This is a genomic window from Aureisphaera galaxeae (assembly GCF_028561275.1).
In the GTDB taxonomy this organism is placed as follows: Bacteria; Bacteroidota; Bacteroidia; order Flavobacteriales; family Flavobacteriaceae; genus Aureisphaera; species Aureisphaera galaxeae.
Window position 1 is genome coordinate 250,439 of record NZ_JAQQTF010000002.1, and the last position, 22,101, is coordinate 272,539.

A 22,101-nucleotide genomic window follows, 5' to 3' on the forward strand; every position below is an offset into this window, starting at 1 on the left:
CACTTTCGTACCTTTGCGCCATTGCAATGATTTATGTTAGATAAACAAGAAATAGAATACGAAAAAACGGTCCTTATAGGTCTGGTAACGAGGCAACAGGATGAGGAGAAGGCCAAGGAATATTTGGACGAATTGGAATTCTTGGCATATACGGCCGGAGGGGAGGTGCTAAAACGCTTCACCCAAAAAATGGAAGTGCCCAATCCCAAGACCTTTATTGGGAGTGGAAAGCTGGAGGAGGTGCGCCTATATGTGGAAGAGAACAAGGTAGGAACGGCCATCTTCGATGATGAATTGTCTCCTGCCCAGCAAAAGAATATAGAACGGATCCTGCAGTGCAAGATCATAGATAGAACCAATCTTATCCTGGACATATTCGCCCAACGGGCCAAAACGAGCTATGCCCGCACCCAAGTAGAATTGGCACAATATGAGTACTTGCTCCCACGCTTGGCGGGTATGTGGACACACTTGGAAAGGCAACGAGGGGGTATCGGGATGCGTGGACCAGGGGAAACGGAGATTGAAACCGACCGTCGTATTGTTCGCGATCGCATTTCCTTGTTGAAAAAGAAGTTGGCCACTATCGATAAGCAGATGGCCGTGCAACGCGGAAATAGAGGAGCTTTGGTACGCGTGGCCTTGGTAGGTTATACCAATGTGGGTAAATCTACGCTGATGAATGTCATTAGCAAGAGTGATGTTTTCGCAGAGAATAAGTTGTTTGCTACCCTAGATACCACAGTGCGTAAGGTAGTGATAGGGAATCTTCCCTTTTTGCTGAGTGATACCGTAGGGTTTATTAGAAAATTACCGACACAATTGGTAGAGTCTTTCAAAAGTACTTTGGATGAGGTGCGCGAAGCGGATATGCTATTGCATGTCGTTGATATTTCGCATCCTTCCTTCGAAGATCATATTGCTTCCGTAAATGGCATTTTGGATGAAATAGATGGTGCGGATAAGCCTACCTTGATGGTTTTCAACAAAATCGATGCCTACCAACCAGAGGTGATCGATGAGGATGATTTGGTGACCGAAAGAACCAAAGCGCATTATACCATTGATGATTGGAAGAATACGTATATGAACCGTGAAAACGGAGATGCGATATTTATCTCTGCGTTGAACAAGGAAAATTTAGATACGTTCAGAAAGGTGGTTTATCAGAAGGTGCGTTCCATTCACGTAACCCGCTTTCCGTACAATAACTTTCTCTATCCGGAATACATTGAAGAATAAAAAAAGCCCGACAAAACTGTCGGGCTTTTTTTATTCAATTAGTCAAATGTGTTTCTAGATTCCAAACGTAACCCCTACTCCTAGGGCTTCACGAATTTGAAAACCTTGAACGGCGTTGTCGTCATAAATGGCTTGGAAAGTGGCATTGGCAGTAATCCACTTGTTCACTTTCATCACCAAGTTCATGGTGTAATCCAAATCTACGTTCTGAGGATCTTCCAAGTAGTTGCTATACAAGTTCAAGATGTTTTCCATGGAAATGTTTTCCATAAGATCGATTTTGGCGTAGGCTCCTAACGCAGCACCAAATTCGAAGCGTGAGGATTCATTAGCTTCTACCCCAAAGTAACCTCCTGCAGCATTGAAAGCATCGATCGCTGCCTGATCACTTCCTACATTGGTAAAGTCACCGCTAACGAAGATAAAACGCGCCGTAGCGGGTGCGATATTCACTTTAAGGTTGTCGCTCTTTTTCCAAAGAAAACCAGGACCTGCTTGTAAATACCCCGGAGACATGAATCGTGTAAATTCGGTACGGGTTTCGTTTCCGTTTTCGTCGGTTCCAAAGTTATATCCAGAGGTAAACTGAGTTCTGAAGTTCATAAAGAAAGAGTAGTACCAAAGGCTCTCCTTAATTTGGCGTCCTATGATGGAGTTCAATTCCAAACGATCGTTCGTTTTACGGGTAAATTCCTGATCACGGGTTTGGGTAATACCATAATCGGCCATGATACGGTTGTCCCATGTCAATTTACCTTGTTTGTAGTTGAAATCGTAGGCAAGGGTTCCGTTTATCGCATAATTGGAAGTACCCCCACCAGTCCATTCGGCGTTGAATGCTGCCTGACTGAACAATAGGGAGATATTTCCTGCTTTGGTCCATCCGTCCTGAGGGCCATCTGCCGCATCATCCTGCGCAAAAGACGCAAGGGGAAGCACAAAAAGAGCGGATAATAACAAAAGTTTTTTCATGATGTTGAGTTTAATGTGTGTTGCAAAATTAGCATTTCTTTGCTTCAAGGGAAGAAACCATCCCTTTAAAAACAATGCTTTCGACTAAAGACAGGGAAAAAACGACAAGCTACTTTTTTCTTTTGTACAGGGGAACCGAAGAACAGGCCTCTCCGTACATGATGCTCTTTGCTAGGGGTTGTAAGCGCTGTGCCAATTGCACATAAGCGTTGTCGGGTATATACTTATCTGAACAGCCTTTTATGATAACAGGCTTGTCTTGATATTCAGAAAGGTCTAGGTTGGATATAGTGTCCATGTAAAGGGATGCCTCCATTTCCTCACGAGAACCAATATGGACTTTGGAAGCGATACCGCTTAGTTGAAGGGAAACCAAAAGAAAAGCCCAACCCGGAATAATGGCATCGGTAGCGCAATGAATAAACACATAGGCATCCTTGTACTGATCCCAATCGTGATTGTTTATGTGCTCACGATATTCCTTTTCCCGAAGGATAAGGCCTTCGTACAGCCATTGGCTAATGTCCAATTCCATTCGTTCACCAGCAGGATACAATTCCTCCAAATCGATGGTAACAAGCGGACTGTTGGCAACTCTATTTACGATTTCCTTTTCCATAATTCAGGGACAAAAGGCATTATAGCATGCCCAATTCTAATTTGGCCTCTTCACTCATAAGGTCTTGGCTCCATGGCGGATCGAAAGTGATTTCCACTTCGGCATCGGCCACCATCTTAATACTTTTCACCTTGTCCTCCACTTCCACGGGAAGCGTTTCGGCTACTGGGCAATTGGGAGTGGTAAGGGTCATCAATATTTTCACTTCCTGATCCTCATTCACAAAAACATCATAGATCAATCCCAATTCATAGATATCTACAGGGATTTCCGGATCATAAATGGTCTTCAGGACCTTCACTATTTTTTCACCCAATTCGGTGGTATCTACTTCGGTACTCATAGCATTTTATTTAAGCTGTGCCTGATAGGCCACAGCATACAATTTCATTTGTTTTATCATGGACACCAACCCATTGGCTCGCGTAGGGGATAGGTGTTCCTTTAAACCGATTTCATCGATAAAGGAAGTGTCTGCATTCACGATACTTTCGGGTGTCTGGTGTGAAAACACACGAATGAGAACGGCAATGATTCCTTTGGTGATGATGGCATCGCTATCTGCCGTAAAGACAACGGTATCGCCATCCATTTCAGAATGTAACCATACTTTACTCTGGCATCCTTTAATGAGTTTGTCGTCGGTTTTCAATTCAGGCTGAATTAAAGGGAGGCCTTTCCCCAATTCGATAAGATGTTCGTATTTGTCCATCCAATCTTCGAAGAGGGAAAACTCATCGATCAATTCTTCCTGCAAGGCTGCAATGGGCCTAGTTTCCTTCATTTCTTTCTTTTCTTGCAATTAACAATTCGCTTCTATCAGTCTTGGAATAAAGGGTGAGCATACTGTTTTCCAAGTCATACGATCCCGTATTCCGTAGGGCATTCAAAAAAGCATTTTCTACGTCCATTATTGGCTGGTCGCAGGCCATTTCGGTATTTCCAATGTCGCTCATGGTTAGGGCATACAGATCCAAGGCATATTTCCCGAAGAAACTGTTGCAACCTGTATTTCCACGAATGGTTTTGTCTAAGGCAACAAAGGTAATCGTAGGGGCATTTTCGGATATCTCAGAACCTCCAATACTGGTCACCGTATAATTTCCAGTAAGATGTACATTACCTGCCACGTCGATTACTTTTTTGGTTTCATCGCAGCTGCTAAAGAGCGCTATGCTAAAGAGAATTGCAATTACTTTTTTCATATGGTTGAGGTTTAGTGTTTTGAAGTCCTAAGATACGGAAATATCCAAGGCTTTAACTCAACATCATTTTTGCTTTTTTCACCGCACTCACCAATCGATCCACTTCTTCCATCGTATTGTAAAACGCAAAAGAAGCCCTTACTGTTCCAGGGATTTGATAAAAATCCATAATGGGCTGTGCACAATGGTGCCCAGTTCGTACGGCTATTCCCAACTTATCAACGATGGTGCCAATATCATACGGATGGATTCCTTCGATATTGAAAGAAATCACCGAAGTCTTATCGGGTCCCGTACCGTAAATCTTTAGCCCTTCAATCTTTAGAAGTTCCTCTGTGGCATAGGCCAACAGTTCACTTTCGTATTGAGCGATGGCTTCGAAACCAATATTATTTAGGTACTCTAGAGCCGCTCCAAATCCGATACCCCCAGCAATATTGGGCGTACCCGCTTCGAATTTATGCGGAAGATCGGCATAGGTGGTCTTTTCGAAAGTTACCTCCTTGATCATTTCCCCTCCTCCTTGATAGGGAGGAAGTTTATTGAGCCACTCCAATTTTCCATAGAGCATTCCCACTCCTGTTGGGCCACACATTTTATGGGCAGAAGTTACATAGAAGTCGCAATCCAATGCCTGAAGGTCCGGTTTAACGTGCGAACAGGATTGTGCCCCATCAATCAATACAGCAGCACCTACTTCATGCGCTTTTTCTATGATTTTAGCAATGGGGTTGATGGTTCCCAAAGCATTCGAAATATGGTTCACAAATACCAACTTTGTGGCCGAAGAGAGTAATTGTTCGTACTCTGAAAAAATCAGCGTTCCATTTTCATTCAGTGGAATGACTTTGAGTGTTGCTCCCGTCCGTTCGCACAACATTTGCCAAGGAACAATATTGGAATGGTGTTCCAAAGCCGAAACGATGATCTCATCGCCCTCCTTCAGAAAGGAAGAAAAGCCATTGGCCACCAAATTGATCCCATGGGTGGTTCCCGAAGTGAAAATCACTTCATGGGTATGCCTTATATTGAAATGGGCCTGTATCTTTTTTCGTGCGATTTCATAGGCATCGGTTGCTTCTTGGGATAGCGTGTGCACCCCGCGATGGATATTGGCATTGTAATGGCTATAATAATGCACCAAGGTATCTATGACCTGCTGCGGCTTTTGCGAAGTGGCCGCATTGTCCAAGTACACCAAAGGGTGGCCATTTACCTCACGATGAAGGATGGGAAAGTCATTGCGTATTTCCTGAACATTCAAGGCCATATGGGATACGCTTTTTATAGGTTGAACCCTAAATTAACACCAATTTTATTGGCTATCAGTTTGTTGATACGTCGCTTAAGCTCAGGAATCTTAACACCTTCCAATACATTGTTGGCAAAGGCATACATGAGCAAGGCTCTGGCCTCTTTCTTGGCGATTCCCCTCGAACGAAGATAGAAAAGGGCATCTTCATCCAGTTGCCCAATAGTACAACCGTGAGAGCACTTCACATCATCTGCAAAGATTTCCAACTGTGGTTTCGAATTTATCGTGGCCTTATCACTGATAAGAATGTTGTTGTTCTGCTGAAAAGCATCCAGTTTTTGGGCTTCTTTCTCTACGTATACCTTTCCGTTGAAAACCCCAGTGGAATTATCATCGAAAATCCCTTTGTAATCTTGGTGACTTTCGCAATTCGGAGCAATGTGATGCACCAATGTATTGTGATCTACATGCTGTTTGCCTTCCAAAATGGTAATCCCATTCAGTACCGAATCGCAACGTTCCCCATGCTGATAGAAGTTGAGGTTGTTACGTATCAATTTTCCACCAAAGGAGAAGGTGTGTACCTTACAGATACTATCGCGCTCTTGCTTGATATGGGTATGATCGATAAGCGAAGCCGAAATGCGATCATTCTGGATTTTATAATAATCTACAAACGCTCTTTTTTCAGCAAAAATCTCGGTCACCGAATTGGTAAACACGGCATTGTCTGAAAGACTTTGATGACGTTCTATGATCTGAACATGTGCATTTTCTTCAACCACCACCAAATTACGTGGTTGTAGAAGCATAGCAGCTTCATTCCCTGTAGCGAAGTTGATAATCTCGATAGGCTTTTCTACTTCCGTATGCTTCGGAATGTAGATATAAGCCCCTTCCTTGGCAAAAGCTGTATTAAGGGAAGTTAAACTACTTTCTTGGGCAACTTTGTTGTAGTACGCTTCGATCACAGGCTTGTACTTGTCCTTGCTTAAAGCAGAAGAAAGTAAGCACACATCCATGCCATCGTGCGTAGTTTCGGATAGGAAGGAACTGTAGACCCCATCTACAAATACAATTTTGTAGGTGTCTACATCGTGAAGGAAATATTTCTTCACATCTTTTAGTTCCAACGTATTTTCCTTCTTAGGGAAAATGCTGTAATCCGGTTTCAGCAAAGTTTTTAATGAGGTGTATTTCCAAGCTTCTTGTTTTTTGGTAGGAAATCCTAGATCCTCAAAATTCTTTATAGCTTGTGTCCTAAGATCATGAATAGGGGAGTCTACCTCCAAATGGTCTTCGAAAGCGAGATAGGACGATAATAATTTTTCTTTTAAGCTCATCTTGGTTTTGGCTTGTCTTTACACCAATTCTTCCTTAATCCAATCGTATCCTTTTTCCTCTAACTGGTATGCCAGTTCCTTGGGTCCGGATTTCACGATTTTTCCATCCATAAGTACATGTACAAAATCAGGCACGATGTAGTCCAATAGACGTTGGTAGTGTGTAATAACGATCACTGCATTGTCATCGCTCTTTAACTTATTCACCCCATTGGCAACAATCTTAAGCGCATCGATATCCAATCCGGAATCGGTTTCGTCTAAGATCGCCAATTTAGGTTCCATCATAGCCATTTGGAAAATCTCATTTCGCTTTTTCTCACCTCCGGAGAACCCTTCGTTCAAGGAGCGGGAAAGGAACTTACGGTCAATTTCCAAAAGATCGGCTTTCTCTTTTATTTTCTTCAACATTTCGCCCGCTGGCATATCCTCTTGGCCTTTGGCCTTTCGGGTTTCGTTAATGGCGGTCTTAATGAAGTTGGTTACGGTTACCCCTGGAATTTCTACGGGATACTGAAAAGAAAGGAAAATACCTTTATGTGCTCTTTCCTCGGGATCCAATTCTGAAATGTCTTCTCCTTCCAGCATAACATCACCGTCGGTAATTTCGAATTCTTCTTTTCCTGCAACCACGGCAGCGAGCGTACTTTTCCCAGAACCGTTAGGTCCCATAATGGCATGTACTTCACCTGGATTTACCTCAAGGTCTATTCCCTTCAGGATATCTTTCTCTTCTACGCTTGCATGCAAGTTTTTTATGTGTAGCATATTAACTTTTCTTTTCTTCTATTTTTATATCTGCCTCCGCTGGTGCATCGCTAACAGTAACGATTTCTTTGATGGTAAGAACTTCGTCCCAACCTTCATCCCCGGCTGCTTTTTTATTCAAAATTCCTTTTACCACTACAGGAACCATGTCGAATTCTTCATTCTTAACAGGGGCTACTCTTTTCGCTAATTCCTCAGCCATTTCGTCCAAAGCCACTCCGTAAATGAAATTGTTTCCTTTTAACACGGCACCGTCGTCCAAATAGATAAACTCACCGCTATACATGCTGTATTCGTTTTCCAATAACTTTGGAGTTTCTTCTTGAGCAGCGGTTTTTTCTTCACCGTTCTTACAGGAAAATAGAACAGCAGCTAAAGCGAAAGTGAGTAGTAAAAGTGATCTTTTCATTGTATTTGGTTGTTTTTTATGATGATTATCCAACAGAGCCTTCAAGGCTAATTTCCAATAGTTTTTGAGCCTCCACTGCAAATTCCATAGGAAGCTTGTTAAGTACTTCTTTACTGAATCCATTTACGATAAGCGCAATGGCCTTTTCGGTATCGATTCCACGTTGGTTGCAGTAGAAAATTTGGTCTTCCCCAATCTTACTTGTCGTTGCTTCATGTTCTACCTGGGCCGTCTTGTTATTGGTTTCGATGTATGGGAAGGTATGAGCCCCACACTTGTTCCCCATAAGCAGGGAATCACACTGTGAGAAGTTCCTGGCATTTTCTGCGCGGGGATGGATTTTTACCAATCCACGATAACTGTTCTGTGATTTTCCGGCCGAAATTCCTTTCGAAATAATCGTACTTCGGGTATTCTTCCCTAAGTGGATCATTTTTGTTCCTGTATCGGCTTGCTGGAAGTTATTGGTCACTGCGATGGAGTAGAACTCCCCGATGGAGTTGTCGCCTTTAAGTACGCAACTTGGGTACTTCCAGGTAACTGCACTTCCTGTTTCCACCTGTGTCCAAGAAATTTTTGCGTTTTTCTCGCAAATTCCACGTTTGGTCACAAAGTTGAATACCCCACCATTTCCTTCTTTGTCCCCAGGGAACCAGTTCTGAACGGTAGAATATTTTATTTCCGCATCGTCTAGGGCGATCAATTCAACCACTGCAGCGTGTAACTGATTTTCATCACGCGAAGGAGCCGTGCAACCCTCTAGGTAGCTTACGTAACTTCCTTCGTCTGCAATAACCAGCGTACGCTCAAACTGTCCGGTACCGGCCTGGTTAATCCTGAAATAAGTGGAAAGCTCCATAGGGCAACGAACCCCTTTAGGAATGTAACAGAATGAACCATCGCTAAATACTGCACTATTTAGGGCAGCGTAGAAGTTATCTTTTTGAGGTACGACACTTCCAATGTATTTCTTTACCAATTCTGGGTGTTCCTGAATGGCTTCTGAAATGGAACAGAAAATGATCCCTTTCTCCGCCAAGGTATCTTTGAAGGTAGTGGCTACAGAAACCGAATCCATAACGATATCTACGGCAACACCGGCCAATTTCTTCTGCTCTTCTAAAGAAATACCCAGTTTGTTGAAGGTTTCCAGCAATTCTGGATCTACCTCGTCTATGCTATTGTATTTTGGCTTGGTTGAAGGTGCCGAGTAGTAGGAGATATTTTGAAAATTCGGTTTTTCATAGGTCACATTGGCCCATTCGGGTTCTTCCATTGCTTTCCAAATGCGGAAAGCTTCCAATCGCCATTCGGTCATCCATTCGGGCTCGTTCTTCTTTGCGGAAATAGCACGAACAATATCCTCGTCAAGACCTACCGGAAAAGTTTCCGATTCTATATCGGTATAGAAACCATACTCGTATTCTTTGGTCTCAAGTTCTTTTTTTAAATCGTCTTCAGTGAATTTTCCCATTTCTTGATCCCAGTTTTATAGTGAAAAGCTTTCTCCGCAACCGCAGGTACGGTTGGCATTTGGATTATTGAATACAAATCCTTTTCCGTTAAGCCCACCGCTGTATTCCAGTGTGGTACCTACCAGATATAAAAAGCTCTTTTTGTCTACAATGATTTTGACAAAGTTGTCTTCAAATAGCTTATCGGTATCCCCTTGTGCATCGTCGAACTTGAGTTCGTAGGACAGGCCGGAACAACCACCACTCTTAACACCTACGCGCACAAAGTCCTTCTCAATACTGAATCCTTCTTCGGACATTAGCTGAGAAATCTTGTCTTTTGCACTTTCACTAACCTTTATCATCTATATAGAGTTATTCTAAATTAGGACTGCAAATATACTGCAAATAGCATTTTAAACCATGTGCACGGCACATTAAAAGCTTATGCTACTATAGATTTATGTAATAATTAACAAGTAAGGTGTTGAGCGCCTGTTACTGGCCAATATTAGACTATTGGCGAAAATCGGGATTGTTGATGAAACTCTCATCAGAAAGGGTGAGGAGAAATGCCTTAAGATCTGCCTTGTCGCTCTCGGTCATATGGGCACCTCCGGTGGATACATTCTTCATAAGGGGATCTATGGTTTCCGAGAATACCAGGCCTTCACTGTAGTGATTAATCACTTCCTCTATGGTAGCAAAACGTCCGTCATGCATAAAGGGGGCAGTGTACGCTAGATTACGTAAACTTGGGGATTTAAAATGGCCAAATTCACGCGGATCTCCAGAGAATCCACCAAGACCTAAGTCGGTAATGATTTCGTCCATCCCATTGTTGTGGAAGATATTATCGGTCCATAAGGGGTTGGCTGGTAAACCGTGACAGTGAAAACAATCGCCGCGTCCTTCATCCAAAAAAACATTAAGCCCGTTTTCCTCTTCCGGGGTCAACTCGGCTAGACCTAGTTGAAAACGATCGAATTTAGAGTTGGCCGAAACCAAGGTTCTCAAAAATTGGGCAATGGCTTTACTCACATTAACGGAGTCGATTCTGCTCGTGCCAAAAGCCTGTTCAAAAAGTTCAGGGTATTCGGCATCGGCTTGTAAGGTGCTTTCGGCATTGGGCCAGGTATTGGCCATTTCATTGGGATCTACCACTGGATCGAAGATTTGTGCCTCCAAACCGAGGGCTCTACCATCCCAAAAGAATTTATTTTCAAAGTTCCATGCAATATTGAACAACGGCATAGAGTGTCGGGTGCCAGGATTGCCATTGATACCCAAACTAAATTGTCTAGGATCGGAGAATGCATGCTCGGGGCGGTGGCAATCTGCACAGGCCTGTGTACCATTTCCAGAAAGAATGGGATCGAAGAAAAGTTTCTTGCCCAAGGCAATACCTTCTTCGGTTAAAGGATTGTCCTCTGGAATTACAGGCGGTAATAGTTTTCCCTGAAAAACTTCGGGTACCCCTAAAGTCACTGGAGTAGGGGTATATGTGGGCTCATCATCGGTGTCCTTGCAAGCATGCAAGGCAATGATCAACACACATACACCCAAATATTTCCAGTACTTATTCATGTTTAGTCTTCTGTAATAACGGTTCCTAGGCTGAAAACTCCAGCAGATCCATTCTCGTTCATATCCAATTGTGCCTCGTAGTTAGGCATCAAAACGGTGAACCAAGTGTTCAAATCCCAAGTGTTTGGGTTGGCGAACCATTCTGCTACGTCCATTTGAACTTCCACAGAAGTAGTACTACCCACGCTAACAGTTCCTAAGTTTACCGTAAAGGAAGTATCTGTTAGTTCGTCTAGAGTTCCTGGCCCTGGAGGCAAGGTATTGTGCCTGTTGGCTCTAATGGTGTGGTATTGGAAGTTCTCTGTGGCACCAAGGCTATTTACATAGGTTCCTTCCATACGCATATAGTGGTATCCGCCACCCAATGGGTCTGGCACACCCCAACCACCGTCGGCAGTATTAAGGTCTTCATAACCACCAGCAGCATCATTGTCCTCGTCGTTAAATCCAAACGTGAAAGACACGGTGTAATCTCCTTTAGGAAGATCAAACCCTGGTGTAAAGTTGATGTTACTTCCCGTACGGGCATTCACCAAATTATAGTCTCCAGCAGTATATGCTGTTCCGTCTGTGGCGGTAAAGGTAATATCCGAGATTAGGTATACCAATTTGGAAAGCGTAAGGCTTTCTCCGTTCGCGTTGGTATAGGAAGTGGTTTCATAATCTGCATTTTCAATAGCCGTACCACCAAAGTTGTGCGTAAATGTAAAGTCTACAGTCACATTTGCTGGGGCAGACGAATCATCATCATTGTTACAGCTTACTAGGGCGATAGTAGCTACCAATAGCAAAGCAATTTTTTTCAATTTCATCATTTCTTTTTTTTAGTATTTAAAGGGTTAAGGTTTATTTTATGGTAAGCTGTAGGCTTATTTGATTTTCGCAATCATTAAGTCTTTAATTCCTTTGTTTTGGGTAATATCTCCGTCGTTACTATCGGTTTCTCCCACTAGGATTAGTTTGTTGTCTGTAGTTTCGATAGCCCCATTACCGAAGTCAAGCTCAGAACCACCCAAGTTCATTTCAAACTGAGGGACTCCACTTTCGTTAATGACCAAAATCCAAGCATCGTTTTGTCCGTTGTTTTCGGCAACGTCCCCATCAACACTTCGTGAAGATCCGGCAATAACATACTTGCCACTGGACATAGGAGTAATACTTTGTGCAGAGTCGAATTGGGTTCCCCCGTAGGTGCGTTCCCAAATAATAGATCCATTGGTGCTGGAGAATTTAACAGCCCATAGATCGGCATTTCCTTTAAGATTGGAAACATCTTGATCGGCACTTCGTGTGTCTCCCACAAAGATGAAATTACCATCGGTAGTTTCCGTCACACTAAATCCATTATCAATTTCAGAACCTCCAAAAGATTTTTCCCATTGGATGTCCCCTTGATCATTGATTTTAATGGCCCAATAATCGTAGGATCCTTTAGGGTTTGTAATATCGAAATCATTACTCTCGGCAGCTCCAGTTAAGAGATAACCATTATCGGATGTTTGCAATACATCGTAACCACGATCGTTATTGGTGCCTCCAAAATAGCGACGCCATTCTTTGTTTCCGTTGGCATCCAATTTAATACCCCAGTATTCACCCAAACCGTGTCGGTTGTTACGGGAGTCTCCTTTGTCATCGGGAAGTAGGTCGTCTCCTTGTCCGCCACTACCGGCAAGGTCTAGGAACCCAACAGCAAAATAACCGCCATCACTGGTCTGAACGACACTCAGGCCTTGTTCGCCTCCTAAAAATCCATGGTGGGTTTCCCATTGTAGGTTGCCACTACCATCAATTTTTACGATCCAAATATCCTGAAAGCCTTCATTCCCTCCTACGTCGCCATCGCTACTTCGGCTGTATCCAATAAGAATATAACCCCCGTCATCGGTTTTGCTTAGGGAATAACCTTCGTCGTCATTGCTTCCGCCGTAGGTTTTGCTCCAAACTTTTTCACCTTGAGGATTTACTTTTAGTACCCAAAAATCATTGCTGGGATCTGATTTATCTGTAATGTCCCCGTCCGTACTTTTGGTAGAACCGATGATGACATAGCTTCCATCATCTGCCTGTACCACGTCATTGGCCTCATCGATATCGCTACCTCCAAAGGTTTTTACGAAGTCGATTTCACCCAAGAATCCTGTAGGATCGGGATCTGGATCCGGGTCAGGGTCCGGATCTACTATGGTATCATCAGACGGAGCGTCGTCTCCACCGCAAGAGGTGAAGACGATACCCGCCATAACCATAAAGGTTAATAATAATATGAACTTTTTCTTTTTCAATAGCATAAAAAATTATTTTACCACCAATCGCTTGGTCGTAGTGTTATTTATCGTAACGAGGTACATTCCAGTGTTTAAGCTTGTAATGTTGATTGTTTCCGATAAACGTGAAGCGTAGGTATTGTCCAACACTTTTTGTCCAAGGACATTAAAGATTTCTACACGAGCAATTCCTTCTTCCGTAGAAGAAACGGTCAATCTGTCCGTTGCTGGATTCGGGAAAAGTGAGAATTTAGTTTGCTCAAAGTCCTCGGTAGAAAGAGACCCAGACGCTTTCACAAGTGTCATACCTGCATCTCCGGTAATTACAATATTTTCACTGGCAAAAAATGGATATACGTTCCAAGAACCAGAGTAGTTGGCACTGTTGTTAGAAGGATATGTATCGAAGTATCCATCTAGGGTAATATTTCCATTTTCAATATCACTAATATCCAAAACACGTAGTCCAGCAGCATAGTTAGATAGGTAGAACTTATCACCAACCACATATCCATTGTGGTCTACAGCTGCAGTATCGCCCTCGTAGGCAAAATCGTATAGTGGGTTATCTAGGTCGCTTAGATCGAAAACCACAGTACGCGTATTGAATCCGAAGTCGAACTCATCTCCTTCGTCTCCCAATAGGAAGTATCTCTGGTCTTCAGTAAACCATCCTTGGTGGGTGTACCCTACATTAGGATAGTCGGTGCTTCCCAATTGTACGGGATTAGACTTATCTGTAATATCAACAATAACAAGTTCATCGGCATTACTACCAATGAAAATCTCTTTTCCTGCATGCTCAGTATCAGGTCCGTTGTAGGTTACGATTTGAGCATCGTGTGTGTATCCGTCGGTGGCATAACCTCCTTCGAAAACAGGGTTTGTAGGATCTTGGATGTTAATGAAAATAGGTCCTCCACTAAAAAGACTGGAACCAATAGGATAGGCATATCCGGTATCTTCATTAATCGCAATATTGTGCGCGCTTCCGAAACTGTTGTCGTGCGCATCATTTGTAAAGGTAGTTGGAGGGCTGGCAACATTTCTAAGACGAGTAAGGTCGAATACTTGCATTCCGTGTCCGCCAGCTTCACTTACAATAAAAGCGTGGTTGTCGTATACCTTAACATCTCTCCAGATGCTACTGTCTGTATGCGTTGGAAGTTTTCCTAGGTACACAGGATTTACAGGATCGGAAACATCAATAAATGCCGTTCCATTGGTTAGCCCAACAATGGCATATTCTTTTCCGTCTTGAGGGTCGGTCCATCCCCAAGAGTCGTTTGCTCCAGAGGCTCCCATAGTCCCGTTAGAAATTCTTGATTGTAGATCGTATCCAGAGCAGGGGAAGGTATCGGCTGTACCACCCGTACATGGGCTCTGTGCGAAGGTGATGCCGGTAGCCAAAAGTAGGATAGCCGTAGTAATTTTTTTCATCGAAGTTTTAATTAGGGTTCTTAATAACTGTTTTAAAAGGTTATAACTAAACCATAACGAAATATGTTATGGTTTAGTCTATAAACCTGAAAATTTTGCCAAATTTACAACAAAACGCTTATTTCTTTACGATTCTTTTAGTTATAAGGTTGTTAATATTTATAAAATAAATTCCTTCCGCAAGGGATGAAATGCTAATGTTTTGTCTTTGTACATCCATGTTACTCATATCGATCAACTGCTTCCCAGTAACATCAAAAATTGCGATGTTGTTAATGTTCTGATTTTCAGAAACTACTGTAATTTGATCGCTGGATGGATTTGGGAAAATGGATAATCCTTGTTCCAATAGCGATTCAGAAACTCCTAGAGGTTCGTCTACAGTTAAAACGAAAGAACAGGTGTTCGTATTTCCTTCATCATCTGTAGTTTCAAAAGAAATTGTATGTGTTCCTACAGCCATCTCGGTTCCGGACACCGGGTCTTGGGTAATAGCTAACGTAGAAGTACAGTTATCGGCTGCTGCCACATCTCCATTCAACACATAGTCCGGTAACGTATAGGTGCTGGTTGCCTCATCGGCTACCACGGTTTCATCTAGGTGGCAGTCCGTGAATGACGGTGCCATGGTATCTTCTATTGTAATGGTAGCAGTACATGTATCTGTATTTCCTGAAGGATCCGTTACTGTAACTGTTACCACATGATCTCCTAGGTCGCTACAATCGAAGCTGTTTTCACTTAGGGTTACGGTATAGGAACCACTGTCATCGCTAGAGCCTCCGTCTACATCACTTCCTGCAACAATTACGTCTCCGTTACTTCCCAATTGCGCTGTGAAGTCTTGACAAACCGCTACAGGATCTGTGTTGTCTACACCGGCAGCTTTTACCAAGAAAAATCCACGGTTAATATCACTAATTACGATGTTTCCACTTCCGAAGTAAGGATAAACGCTCCATGCTCCGTCGAAACTAGCACTGTTGCTTGGTGGATAAGTGTCGAAGAAACCTTCTTCGGTCATGCTACCACTAGCAATATTGGAAAGATCGATTACACGAAGTCCAGCTCGGTAATTTGCCATATAATATTTGTTGCCTTTTACATAACCATTGTGGTCAATTGCTGCAGTAGGTCCCGTATAGTCGAAATGGTGTTGAGGGTTGTCTAAGTCTTCGAAATCGAAAACAATGGTTCGAGTATTGAATCCAAAATTCAATTCGTCGGTTTCGTCTCCCAAGATGAAATATCTCTGATCTTCAGTGAACCACCCTTGGTGCGTATACCCCACATTGCCATAGGAAATGGAAGAAATGTTTTGTGGATTGGACTTATCGGTAATGTCTACAATCACTACTTCATTTTCGTTACTTCCAATAAGAATTTCCCTTCCTGTATAATCTGAATCTGGACCATTGTAGGTAACCACCTGTGCATCGTGACTATAGTCATCCATTCCGTATCCACCTTCCCCAACTGGGTTCTGAGGGTCTTGGATATTGATGAAGACAGGACCTCCGTTGAATAGGCTGGACCCAACAGGATAAGCATATCCTGTATCTTCGTTGATTACAATGTTGTGGGCATCGCCAAAACCATTGTAGTGAGCATCTTCGGAGAAGGTTACCGGTGGGTTGGTTACATTTCTCAATCGAGTTAGATCGAATACCTGCATTCCGTGTCCACCAGCTTCACTTACAACAAAAGCATGGTTGTTGTATGTTTTAACATCTCTCCAAGAACTACTCGTGGTATGAGTAGGTAACTTTCCAAGATAAACAGGGTTTACGGGGTCGGATACATCAATAAAAGCCGTTCCGTTGTTCAGGGCAATGATGGCATATTCTTTTCCGTCCAAGTCATCGGTCCATCCCCAGGAATCATTTCCGGAGCCGGCATTAAGCCCACTAAGGTTTATGTGTGATTGCAGATCGTACCCATTACATGGATACGCTCCTGCAGATCCTCCGGTACATGGGGTCTGAGCTACGGCACATTGAATAGAAACCGCTGCAAATAGAAAAAGTAGGTTTTTCATAAGTAAGTTCAATTAGGGTTTGGTGAATTTAAGTTTATTGTTTTACGATTTTTTTTGTTGTCTTGTTGTTCACTTTTACATAGTAAATACCGGCCGAAAGTGATGAAATATCAACAGTTTCAGACGTATTTCCAGAGGCATTCCTTACAATTAATTGTTGTCCAAGGACATTGTGTACAGCAATCGAATTAATCGGGGCATTTGCTGTACGGATGTTAATTGCGTTTTGCGCTGGGTTAGGGCTCAGGGTAAGTTGGCTCGCTAGGCTGAAATCTTCAGTACCTAAAGAAGATTCACGTAAGATATACATCCCTCCCGTATAACTGGTATCTGAAAAGAACAGCGAAGAAACCAAGATGTTTCCACTGTTGAAATAAGGATATACATTCCAGGCACCATCATATCCAGCACCATCGCCACTGGTATAAATGTCGAAGTATCCAACTTCGGAAGCATTTCCATTTTCAATATCCGAAATATCCACTACGCGAAGTCCAGCTTCGTAATTTGCTAAGTAGAAAAGATCTCCGTTTACGTAACCGTTATGATCGGTTGCCGAAGTTGGCCCTGTGTAATCAAAATGATGTACGGGATTGTCCAAATCGGTAAAATCGAAAACCAAAGTTCTCGTGTTGAATCCGAAGTTCAATTCGTCGATCTCATCACCTAAAATAAAATAGGCATGATCGTCCGTTAGCCATCCCTGGTGGGTGTATGCAACATTGGTGTATCCTATGGTTGAAATGGTCATTGGGTTCGCTTTGTCCGTAATATCTGCAATGACAATCTCGGTAGTATTACTTCCAATATAAATCTCGCGTCCCGTGTAATCCGTATCAGGGCCGTTGTAGGTTACAACCTGTCCATCGTGGCTATAGCCACCATCACTGTATCCTCCTACACCCACTGGATTTAGAGGGTCAGAAATATCTACGAAATGAGGTCCACCTCCGAAGGTTGTGGTTCCAACCCCATAAGCATAGGCTTCACTTTCATTGATTACCAAATTATGAGCGTTACCAAATCCGCTGTAATGCGCATCTGCCGTAAAGGTCTCTGGGGGAGAAGCAACGGATCTCAATTTGGTAAGATCGAACACCTGCATTCCATGTCCACTAGCCTCACTTACCACAAAAGCATAGTTGTCATATACTTTCACATCCCTCCATAAACTGGGGGCAGTATGTGTGGGTAATTTTCCAAGGTATAGTGGATTTACAGGATCTGAAATATCCACAAAAGCAACACCATTGTCTACACCGACAAGTGCATATTCCTTTCCGTCTTGTGGATCGGTCCATCCCCAAGAATCATTTGCATTGGTAGCACCAAAAGTGGTCCATGGGATAAAGGACATTAGATCATATCCATTACAAGGATAGGAACCCGCCATTCCTCCAATACATTCAGTTTGGGCCGTAACGGAGTAGGAAATAAATAGTAAGCCAAGGGATAGTAAAATTCTTCTCATTTCTAAGCAATTTTTTAAAATGCGACCAAATCTAACAAATTATACCGAGCAAAAGCGTTAAATACCTATATATATGGCCTATTTATGAGATTTTTAGGAGTCTCATATGGTGCTATTCAGGGTAAGCTTTCGTCAGGAACTGTGCTTTCGCGGCTACTTGGTCTTCATAATGAAAACTACAAGACACATAAATATGAGAAAAAATGTCGCAAAACTATGAGATGGATCATGGTTTCAAAAACTAATTTTTTCTAACAATAAAGAGTCCTTTTTCGATATCGCTTATGGCAATATTTCCACTGTTGAAAAAGGGGTAGACATTCCAAACACCGTCGAAACTTGTTCCGTTGTTTAATGGGTATGTATCGAAGTAGCCAATTTCGAAAATGTCCTGACTGCCAATATCCGAGATGTCCATCACACGCATGCCACCCGCATAATTTGCCTGGTAAAACAGATTTCCTTTCACATATCCGTTGTGATCTATGGATGAGGTTTGTCCGAAATAATTAAAATGGAATTGTGGGTTGTCCAGATCGAACAAATCCCAAACAATGGTGCGGGCATTAAAGCCGAACTCGATCTCATCGAATTCATCCCCCAATAAAAAATAACGTTGGTCTTGTGTAAACCATCCTTGGTGTGTAAAACCTGTTTGCAGATAGGTAACTGAAGCGATATTTTGTGGATTGGCCTTGTCTGTAACATCTACAATGACAAAGCGATTTTCGTTGCTGCCAAAGAAAATTTCTTTTCCCGTATGATCGGTGTCGGGTCCTTGATAGGTAATGACCTGTGCATCGTGGCTATAGTTGTCCAAACCATAGCCGCCCTCATCAATGGGATTTAATGGGTCTTGAATGTTTATGAAATAAGGGCCGCCACTGAAGGAATCCGAACCGAGGACATAGGCATATCCCACATCTTCGTTTATGGCAATGTTATGGGCACCCCCGAAATTGGTGAAATGGGCGTCCATTTCGAAAGAGGCGGGAGGGTTGGTGATGTCCCGTAAACGAGTAAGATCAAACACCTGCATTCCATGGTTTTCACCTTCGCTAACAATAAACGCATAATTGTTGTATACCTTTATATCCCTCCAAGGACTGCTAAAGGAGGCAGACGGAAGTTTCCCTAAGTATACCGGATTTTCCGAATCTGAAATATCGATAAACGCCGTTCCGTTAGAAAGCCCCAACAACACATATTCCTTCGCGGTCATGGGATCTGTCCAACCCCAGGAATCGTTGGCACTCCCAGCATTGAAAAAAGAAAGGGGGATATGACTTATGAGATCGAATCCGTTACAATCGAAATAACCCGCTTTTCCATTTACACATGGGGTGAACGAAAGTTGGGCGCTGGGATCATAGGTGACGGTTTCTTCGGTGTCATTTCCATTTCCATTGGTATTCGTGTTAGAAGATTCACGGGAATCGTCATCACTGGAGCAGGACATCGACAATGCAAAAACCAAAAGCAAACCTGTTATCTTTTTCATACTTCCTAAAGTAGCCATTTTGAAACTTCAATTTTCTTACAAAGTAGTTAAACTGTTGTTTTTTAGGTCTGTATTTATAAAATAAGACTTTGAGACCGAAGAAATTATTTTTGAAACCGGCTTACCTCCTTAGTATTTAAGCTGTATTTTTGCAGCGCTAAATGTAGATTATGCTAGAAGATAAAAATAAGGCGCGCACCCCTATTTCAGAATTGGGAGAATTTGGACTCATAGACCACCTTACCCAGAACATAGAAATTAAACATACTTCTACCGTTAAAGGCATTGGTGATGATGCTGCGGTAATTGCCCCTGAGAAGGGAATGCAACAAGTAGTTACCACCGATTTATTGGTAGAAGGGGTGCATTTCGATTTGGGATATATGCCCCTTAAGCATTTAGGATACAAATCGGTGATGGTAAATCTGAGCGATGTGTATGCGATGAATGCCACCGCCAAACAGATCACGGTTTCCCTAGCAGTTTCCAATCGATTTCCTGTAGAAGCTTTGGAAGAATTGTATGACGGTATTAAGACTGCTGCCCGTATTTATGATGTAGATGTTATTGGTGGGGACACGACTTCTTCTACCGCTGGATTGGTGATTAGCATAACCGCTATCGGAGAAGCGGCCAAAGACAAAATCGTATATCGTAATGGAGCTCAAGAAAATGACCTTTTAGTGGTTACAGGGGACCTAGGAGCGGCTTATTTGGGGCTACAAGTATTGGAACGTGAAAAGCAGGTGTTCCAAACCAATCCCAATGCACAACCCGAATTGGATAGCTACACCTATTTGGTAGAACGCCAGCTAAAGCCGGAAGCCAGAAAAGATATTCCTAAGTTATTGGAGGATTTGGAAGTGGTTCCTACGGCCATGATCGACATAAGCGATGGTCTCTCCAGTGAAATCATTCATATATGTAAGCAATCTAAAGTAGGTTGCAATTTGTACGAAGATAAAATTCCTTTAGATCCTCAAGTGATTTCTACCTGCGAGGAATTTCAGTTAGACAGTACTACCATAGCTCTGAGTGGAGGGGAGGATTATGAATTGTTGTTCACCGTTAAAATGGAGGACTTTCCAAAAATTAAGGCCAACCCCAACCTAACGGTCATTGGACACATAACCCAAGAAAAAGAAGGGATGCACCTCATTACACGAGCCGATACCAAAATTCCTTTGGTAGCCCGTGGATGGAATGCCTTAAAAGAGGAATAATTTAAATAGCCTTTCTATTACTGAAATGCTGCTCGAAAAGAGTGTTGTTCTCTTCCCAGTATTTGGTAAGCTTTACAATCTGTCCGTAACCGTCTTCGGTATATTTTTGTTTACAACAAGTACATTGGTATTCACGGATTTGGGAATTCTTGTCTCGTAAGGAGACAAAATTATGTCCTACGATTTTACAGATTAGCTTTTTCATAAGATACAGGGATTTTGCGCCTCATTTTTTTCTGAAAAAAATCGGCAAGCGAAGTGTTCAATTGTCTGGTTTTACTGGTGAGGATTTCCAGTCGGCCCGTCATGCTGTCGGTGACCTCTTTGCCACAATTGGTACATCGGTATTCGTTAATATGGTTTGTTATCTTCCGAGTCACCACGTAATCATGGCCTAAAGTGCTGCATAATAGTCCAGAAAAGGTGAACGATTGCTTAGGGGATTCAGTTCTCATGGTCGGTAGATTTGGTGATTAAACTTACACAAAAAATCCAAAAAACCGACAAAAAGCACAATTTATTCGATGAAATGCACAATTTTAACAATTTCAGACCTATTTTCTATCCAACTCATATGACTTCCATCCAAAATCTTGAGGGTTACTCCAGTAGCTTTTGCCATTTCTTTAGATACCGATAAGGGGACAACGGGATCCTTACTGCCACATACGATGGTTTTTTCACCGGGGAAATTTTTAAAGACATCGGTACGGTCCTTTCTATCTTTCATACCGCGAATTGCTGCCATGATTCCTTCTGTAGGAAATTGAAGGGCTTCCTCTTTAAGTTTTTTGATTTCGGAGGCATAGGTATTTCGTACTTCTGGATAGAACAGATTGGAAATGGCCATGCTCACAATAGTATCCTTATCGGCTTCGATAAAACGCAAAGCACGATCACGTTGCTTTTTGCGGTCCGCACTGTCTGCAAAGGTGGTAGAGTTAAGCAATACCAGATGATTTATTAAGGTGGTATGCTTTTCGGCAAGGGCCAAGGCTATGTAACCACCCATAGAGTGTCCTACAAAGGAGGCATTTTTAAGGTTGAGGTGATTCAATAATTGATAGACCACATTTGCCATAAGTTCCATAGTGTGAACTTCATCGATAACGCCACTTTTTCCATGGCCCGGAAGATCTATATATATAAAGGTATATTTTCCAGAAAGAGCGCTTACAATTTCTTCCCACATCGTACTGCTTTCCAAAAAGCCATGCAAAAGGACGATAGCAGGACCTGTTCCGGTCTGTTCATAAAAAATCGGGACCTCGTTGTAGTGATAAATCATTTTTCTATATTCGGCAGAC

General features: G+C 42.5%; 23 protein-coding genes. 2 read left to right on the forward strand and 21 right to left on the reverse strand.

Annotated features, from left to right (window positions below; translation table 11 throughout):
- The first annotated feature begins 33 nt into the window (after positions 1–33).
- Positions 34–1,242, forward strand: coding sequence for a GTPase HflX (gene hflX / locus POV27_RS00925; RefSeq protein WP_272860847.1), 1,209 nt, complete (start codon positions 34–36; stop codon positions 1,240–1,242).
- 54 nt (positions 1,243–1,296) lie between these two features.
- Here the strand turns inward: hflX and POV27_RS00930 are convergent, their stop codons facing one another.
- The 18 genes from POV27_RS00930 to POV27_RS01020 form a co-directional block, all read right to left on the reverse strand.
- Positions 1,297–2,214, reverse strand: coding sequence for a DUF3078 domain-containing protein (locus POV27_RS00930; protein ID WP_272860848.1), 918 nt, complete (start codon positions 2,212–2,214; stop codon positions 1,297–1,299).
- A gap of 109 nt (positions 2,215–2,323) precedes the next feature.
- Positions 2,324–2,833, reverse strand: coding sequence for a DUF2480 family protein (locus POV27_RS00935; protein ID WP_272860849.1), 510 nt, complete (start codon positions 2,831–2,833; stop codon positions 2,324–2,326).
- 19 nt (positions 2,834–2,852) lie between these two features.
- A complete protein-coding gene (locus POV27_RS00940) occupies positions 2,853–3,176 on the reverse strand; it encodes an SUF system Fe-S cluster assembly protein (RefSeq protein ID WP_272860850.1) in 324 nt (107 codons plus the stop codon).
- Positions 3,177–3,182: 6 nt separating this feature from the next.
- Positions 3,183–3,617: a SufE family protein gene (locus POV27_RS00945; RefSeq protein ID WP_272860851.1), complete on the reverse strand. Its 435-nt coding sequence runs from the start codon at positions 3,615–3,617 to the stop codon at positions 3,183–3,185.
- Complete coding sequence (locus tag POV27_RS00950) at positions 3,604–4,038, reverse strand: META domain-containing protein (RefSeq protein WP_272860852.1); 435 nt, start codon at positions 4,036–4,038, stop codon at positions 3,604–3,606. The genes POV27_RS00945 and POV27_RS00950 overlap by 14 nt, the downstream gene beginning before the upstream one ends.
- Positions 4,039–4,090: 52 nt before the next feature.
- The gene (locus POV27_RS00955) at positions 4,091–5,308 is read right to left on the reverse strand and encodes an aminotransferase class V-fold PLP-dependent enzyme (RefSeq protein ID WP_272860853.1); all 1,218 of its coding nucleotides are present in this window, start codon (positions 5,306–5,308) and stop codon (positions 4,091–4,093) included.
- A 14-nt stretch (positions 5,309–5,322) separates the two neighbouring features.
- Complete coding sequence (gene sufD / locus POV27_RS00960; protein WP_272860854.1) at positions 5,323–6,636, reverse strand: Fe-S cluster assembly protein SufD; 1,314 nt, start codon at positions 6,634–6,636, stop codon at positions 5,323–5,325.
- 18 nt (positions 6,637–6,654) lie between these two features.
- Positions 6,655–7,404 (reverse strand): Fe-S cluster assembly ATPase SufC, encoded by a 750-nt coding sequence (sufC, locus tag POV27_RS00965; protein WP_272860855.1) that lies wholly within the window; start codon positions 7,402–7,404, stop codon positions 6,655–6,657.
- Between the two features lies 1 nt (position 7,405).
- Positions 7,406–7,813, reverse strand: coding sequence for a hypothetical protein (locus tag POV27_RS00970; RefSeq protein WP_272860856.1), 408 nt, complete (start codon positions 7,811–7,813; stop codon positions 7,406–7,408).
- Between the two features lie 25 nt (positions 7,814–7,838).
- On the reverse strand, positions 7,839–9,287 hold the full coding sequence (gene sufB, locus POV27_RS00975; protein WP_272860857.1) for a Fe-S cluster assembly protein SufB: 1,449 nt from the start codon (positions 9,285–9,287) through the stop codon (positions 7,839–7,841).
- Positions 9,288–9,302: 15 nt separating this feature from the next.
- Positions 9,303–9,632, reverse strand: coding sequence for a HesB/IscA family protein (locus tag POV27_RS00980; RefSeq protein ID WP_272860858.1), 330 nt, complete (start codon positions 9,630–9,632; stop codon positions 9,303–9,305).
- 151 nt (positions 9,633–9,783) lie between these two features.
- The gene (locus tag POV27_RS00985; protein ID WP_272860859.1) at positions 9,784–10,854 is read right to left on the reverse strand and encodes a cytochrome-c peroxidase; all 1,071 of its coding nucleotides are present in this window, start codon (positions 10,852–10,854) and stop codon (positions 9,784–9,786) included.
- A gap of 2 nt (positions 10,855–10,856) precedes the next feature.
- Positions 10,857–11,669 carry an MbnP family protein gene (locus tag POV27_RS00990; RefSeq protein WP_272860860.1) on the reverse strand — a complete coding sequence of 271 codons (813 nt, stop codon included), beginning with the start codon at positions 11,667–11,669 and terminating at the stop codon, positions 10,857–10,859.
- A 54-nt stretch (positions 11,670–11,723) separates the two neighbouring features.
- Entirely contained in the window at positions 11,724–13,145 is a 1,422-nt protein-coding gene (locus tag POV27_RS00995; RefSeq protein WP_272860861.1) for a hypothetical protein, read from the reverse strand.
- A gap of 6 nt (positions 13,146–13,151) precedes the next feature.
- A complete protein-coding gene (locus POV27_RS01000) occupies positions 13,152–14,561 on the reverse strand; it encodes a choice-of-anchor B family protein (protein WP_272860862.1) in 1,410 nt (469 codons plus the stop codon).
- Between the two features lie 118 nt (positions 14,562–14,679).
- Positions 14,680–16,599 (reverse strand): choice-of-anchor B family protein, encoded by a 1,920-nt coding sequence (locus tag POV27_RS20300; RefSeq protein ID WP_336375823.1) that lies wholly within the window; start codon positions 16,597–16,599, stop codon positions 14,680–14,682.
- 34 nt (positions 16,600–16,633) lie between these two features.
- Positions 16,634–18,070 carry a choice-of-anchor B family protein gene (locus tag POV27_RS01015; protein ID WP_272860863.1) on the reverse strand — a complete coding sequence of 479 codons (1,437 nt, stop codon included), beginning with the start codon at positions 18,068–18,070 and terminating at the stop codon, positions 16,634–16,636.
- 241 nt (positions 18,071–18,311) lie between these two features.
- Positions 18,312–19,571, reverse strand: a complete 1,260-nt coding sequence (locus tag POV27_RS01020; RefSeq protein WP_272860864.1) for a choice-of-anchor B family protein — start codon at positions 19,569–19,571, stop codon at positions 18,312–18,314.
- 170 nt (positions 19,572–19,741) lie between these two features.
- On the opposite strand from POV27_RS01020, the gene thiL reads away from it, so the two are divergent.
- Positions 19,742–20,794 (forward strand): thiamine-phosphate kinase, encoded by a 1,053-nt coding sequence (gene thiL / locus POV27_RS01025; protein ID WP_272860865.1) that lies wholly within the window; start codon positions 19,742–19,744, stop codon positions 20,792–20,794.
- A gap of 1 nt (position 20,795) precedes the next feature.
- Here thiL and POV27_RS01030 read toward each other — a convergent pair whose 3' ends face one another.
- The 3 genes from POV27_RS01030 to POV27_RS01040 all read right to left on the reverse strand — a co-directional run bounded on the left by POV27_RS01030 (position 20,796) and on the right by POV27_RS01040 (position 22,082).
- On the reverse strand, positions 20,796–20,999 hold the full coding sequence (locus POV27_RS01030; protein WP_272860866.1) for a hypothetical protein: 204 nt from the start codon (positions 20,997–20,999) through the stop codon (positions 20,796–20,798).
- Positions 20,980–21,249: a hypothetical protein gene (locus POV27_RS01035; RefSeq protein WP_272860867.1), complete on the reverse strand. Its 270-nt coding sequence runs from the start codon at positions 21,247–21,249 to the stop codon at positions 20,980–20,982. The genes POV27_RS01030 and POV27_RS01035 overlap by 20 nt, the downstream gene beginning before the upstream one ends.
- Before the next feature lie 62 nt (positions 21,250–21,311).
- Positions 21,312–22,082, reverse strand: coding sequence for an alpha/beta fold hydrolase (locus POV27_RS01040; protein ID WP_272860868.1), 771 nt, complete (start codon positions 22,080–22,082; stop codon positions 21,312–21,314).
- Positions 22,083–22,101 lie beyond the last annotated feature (19 nt).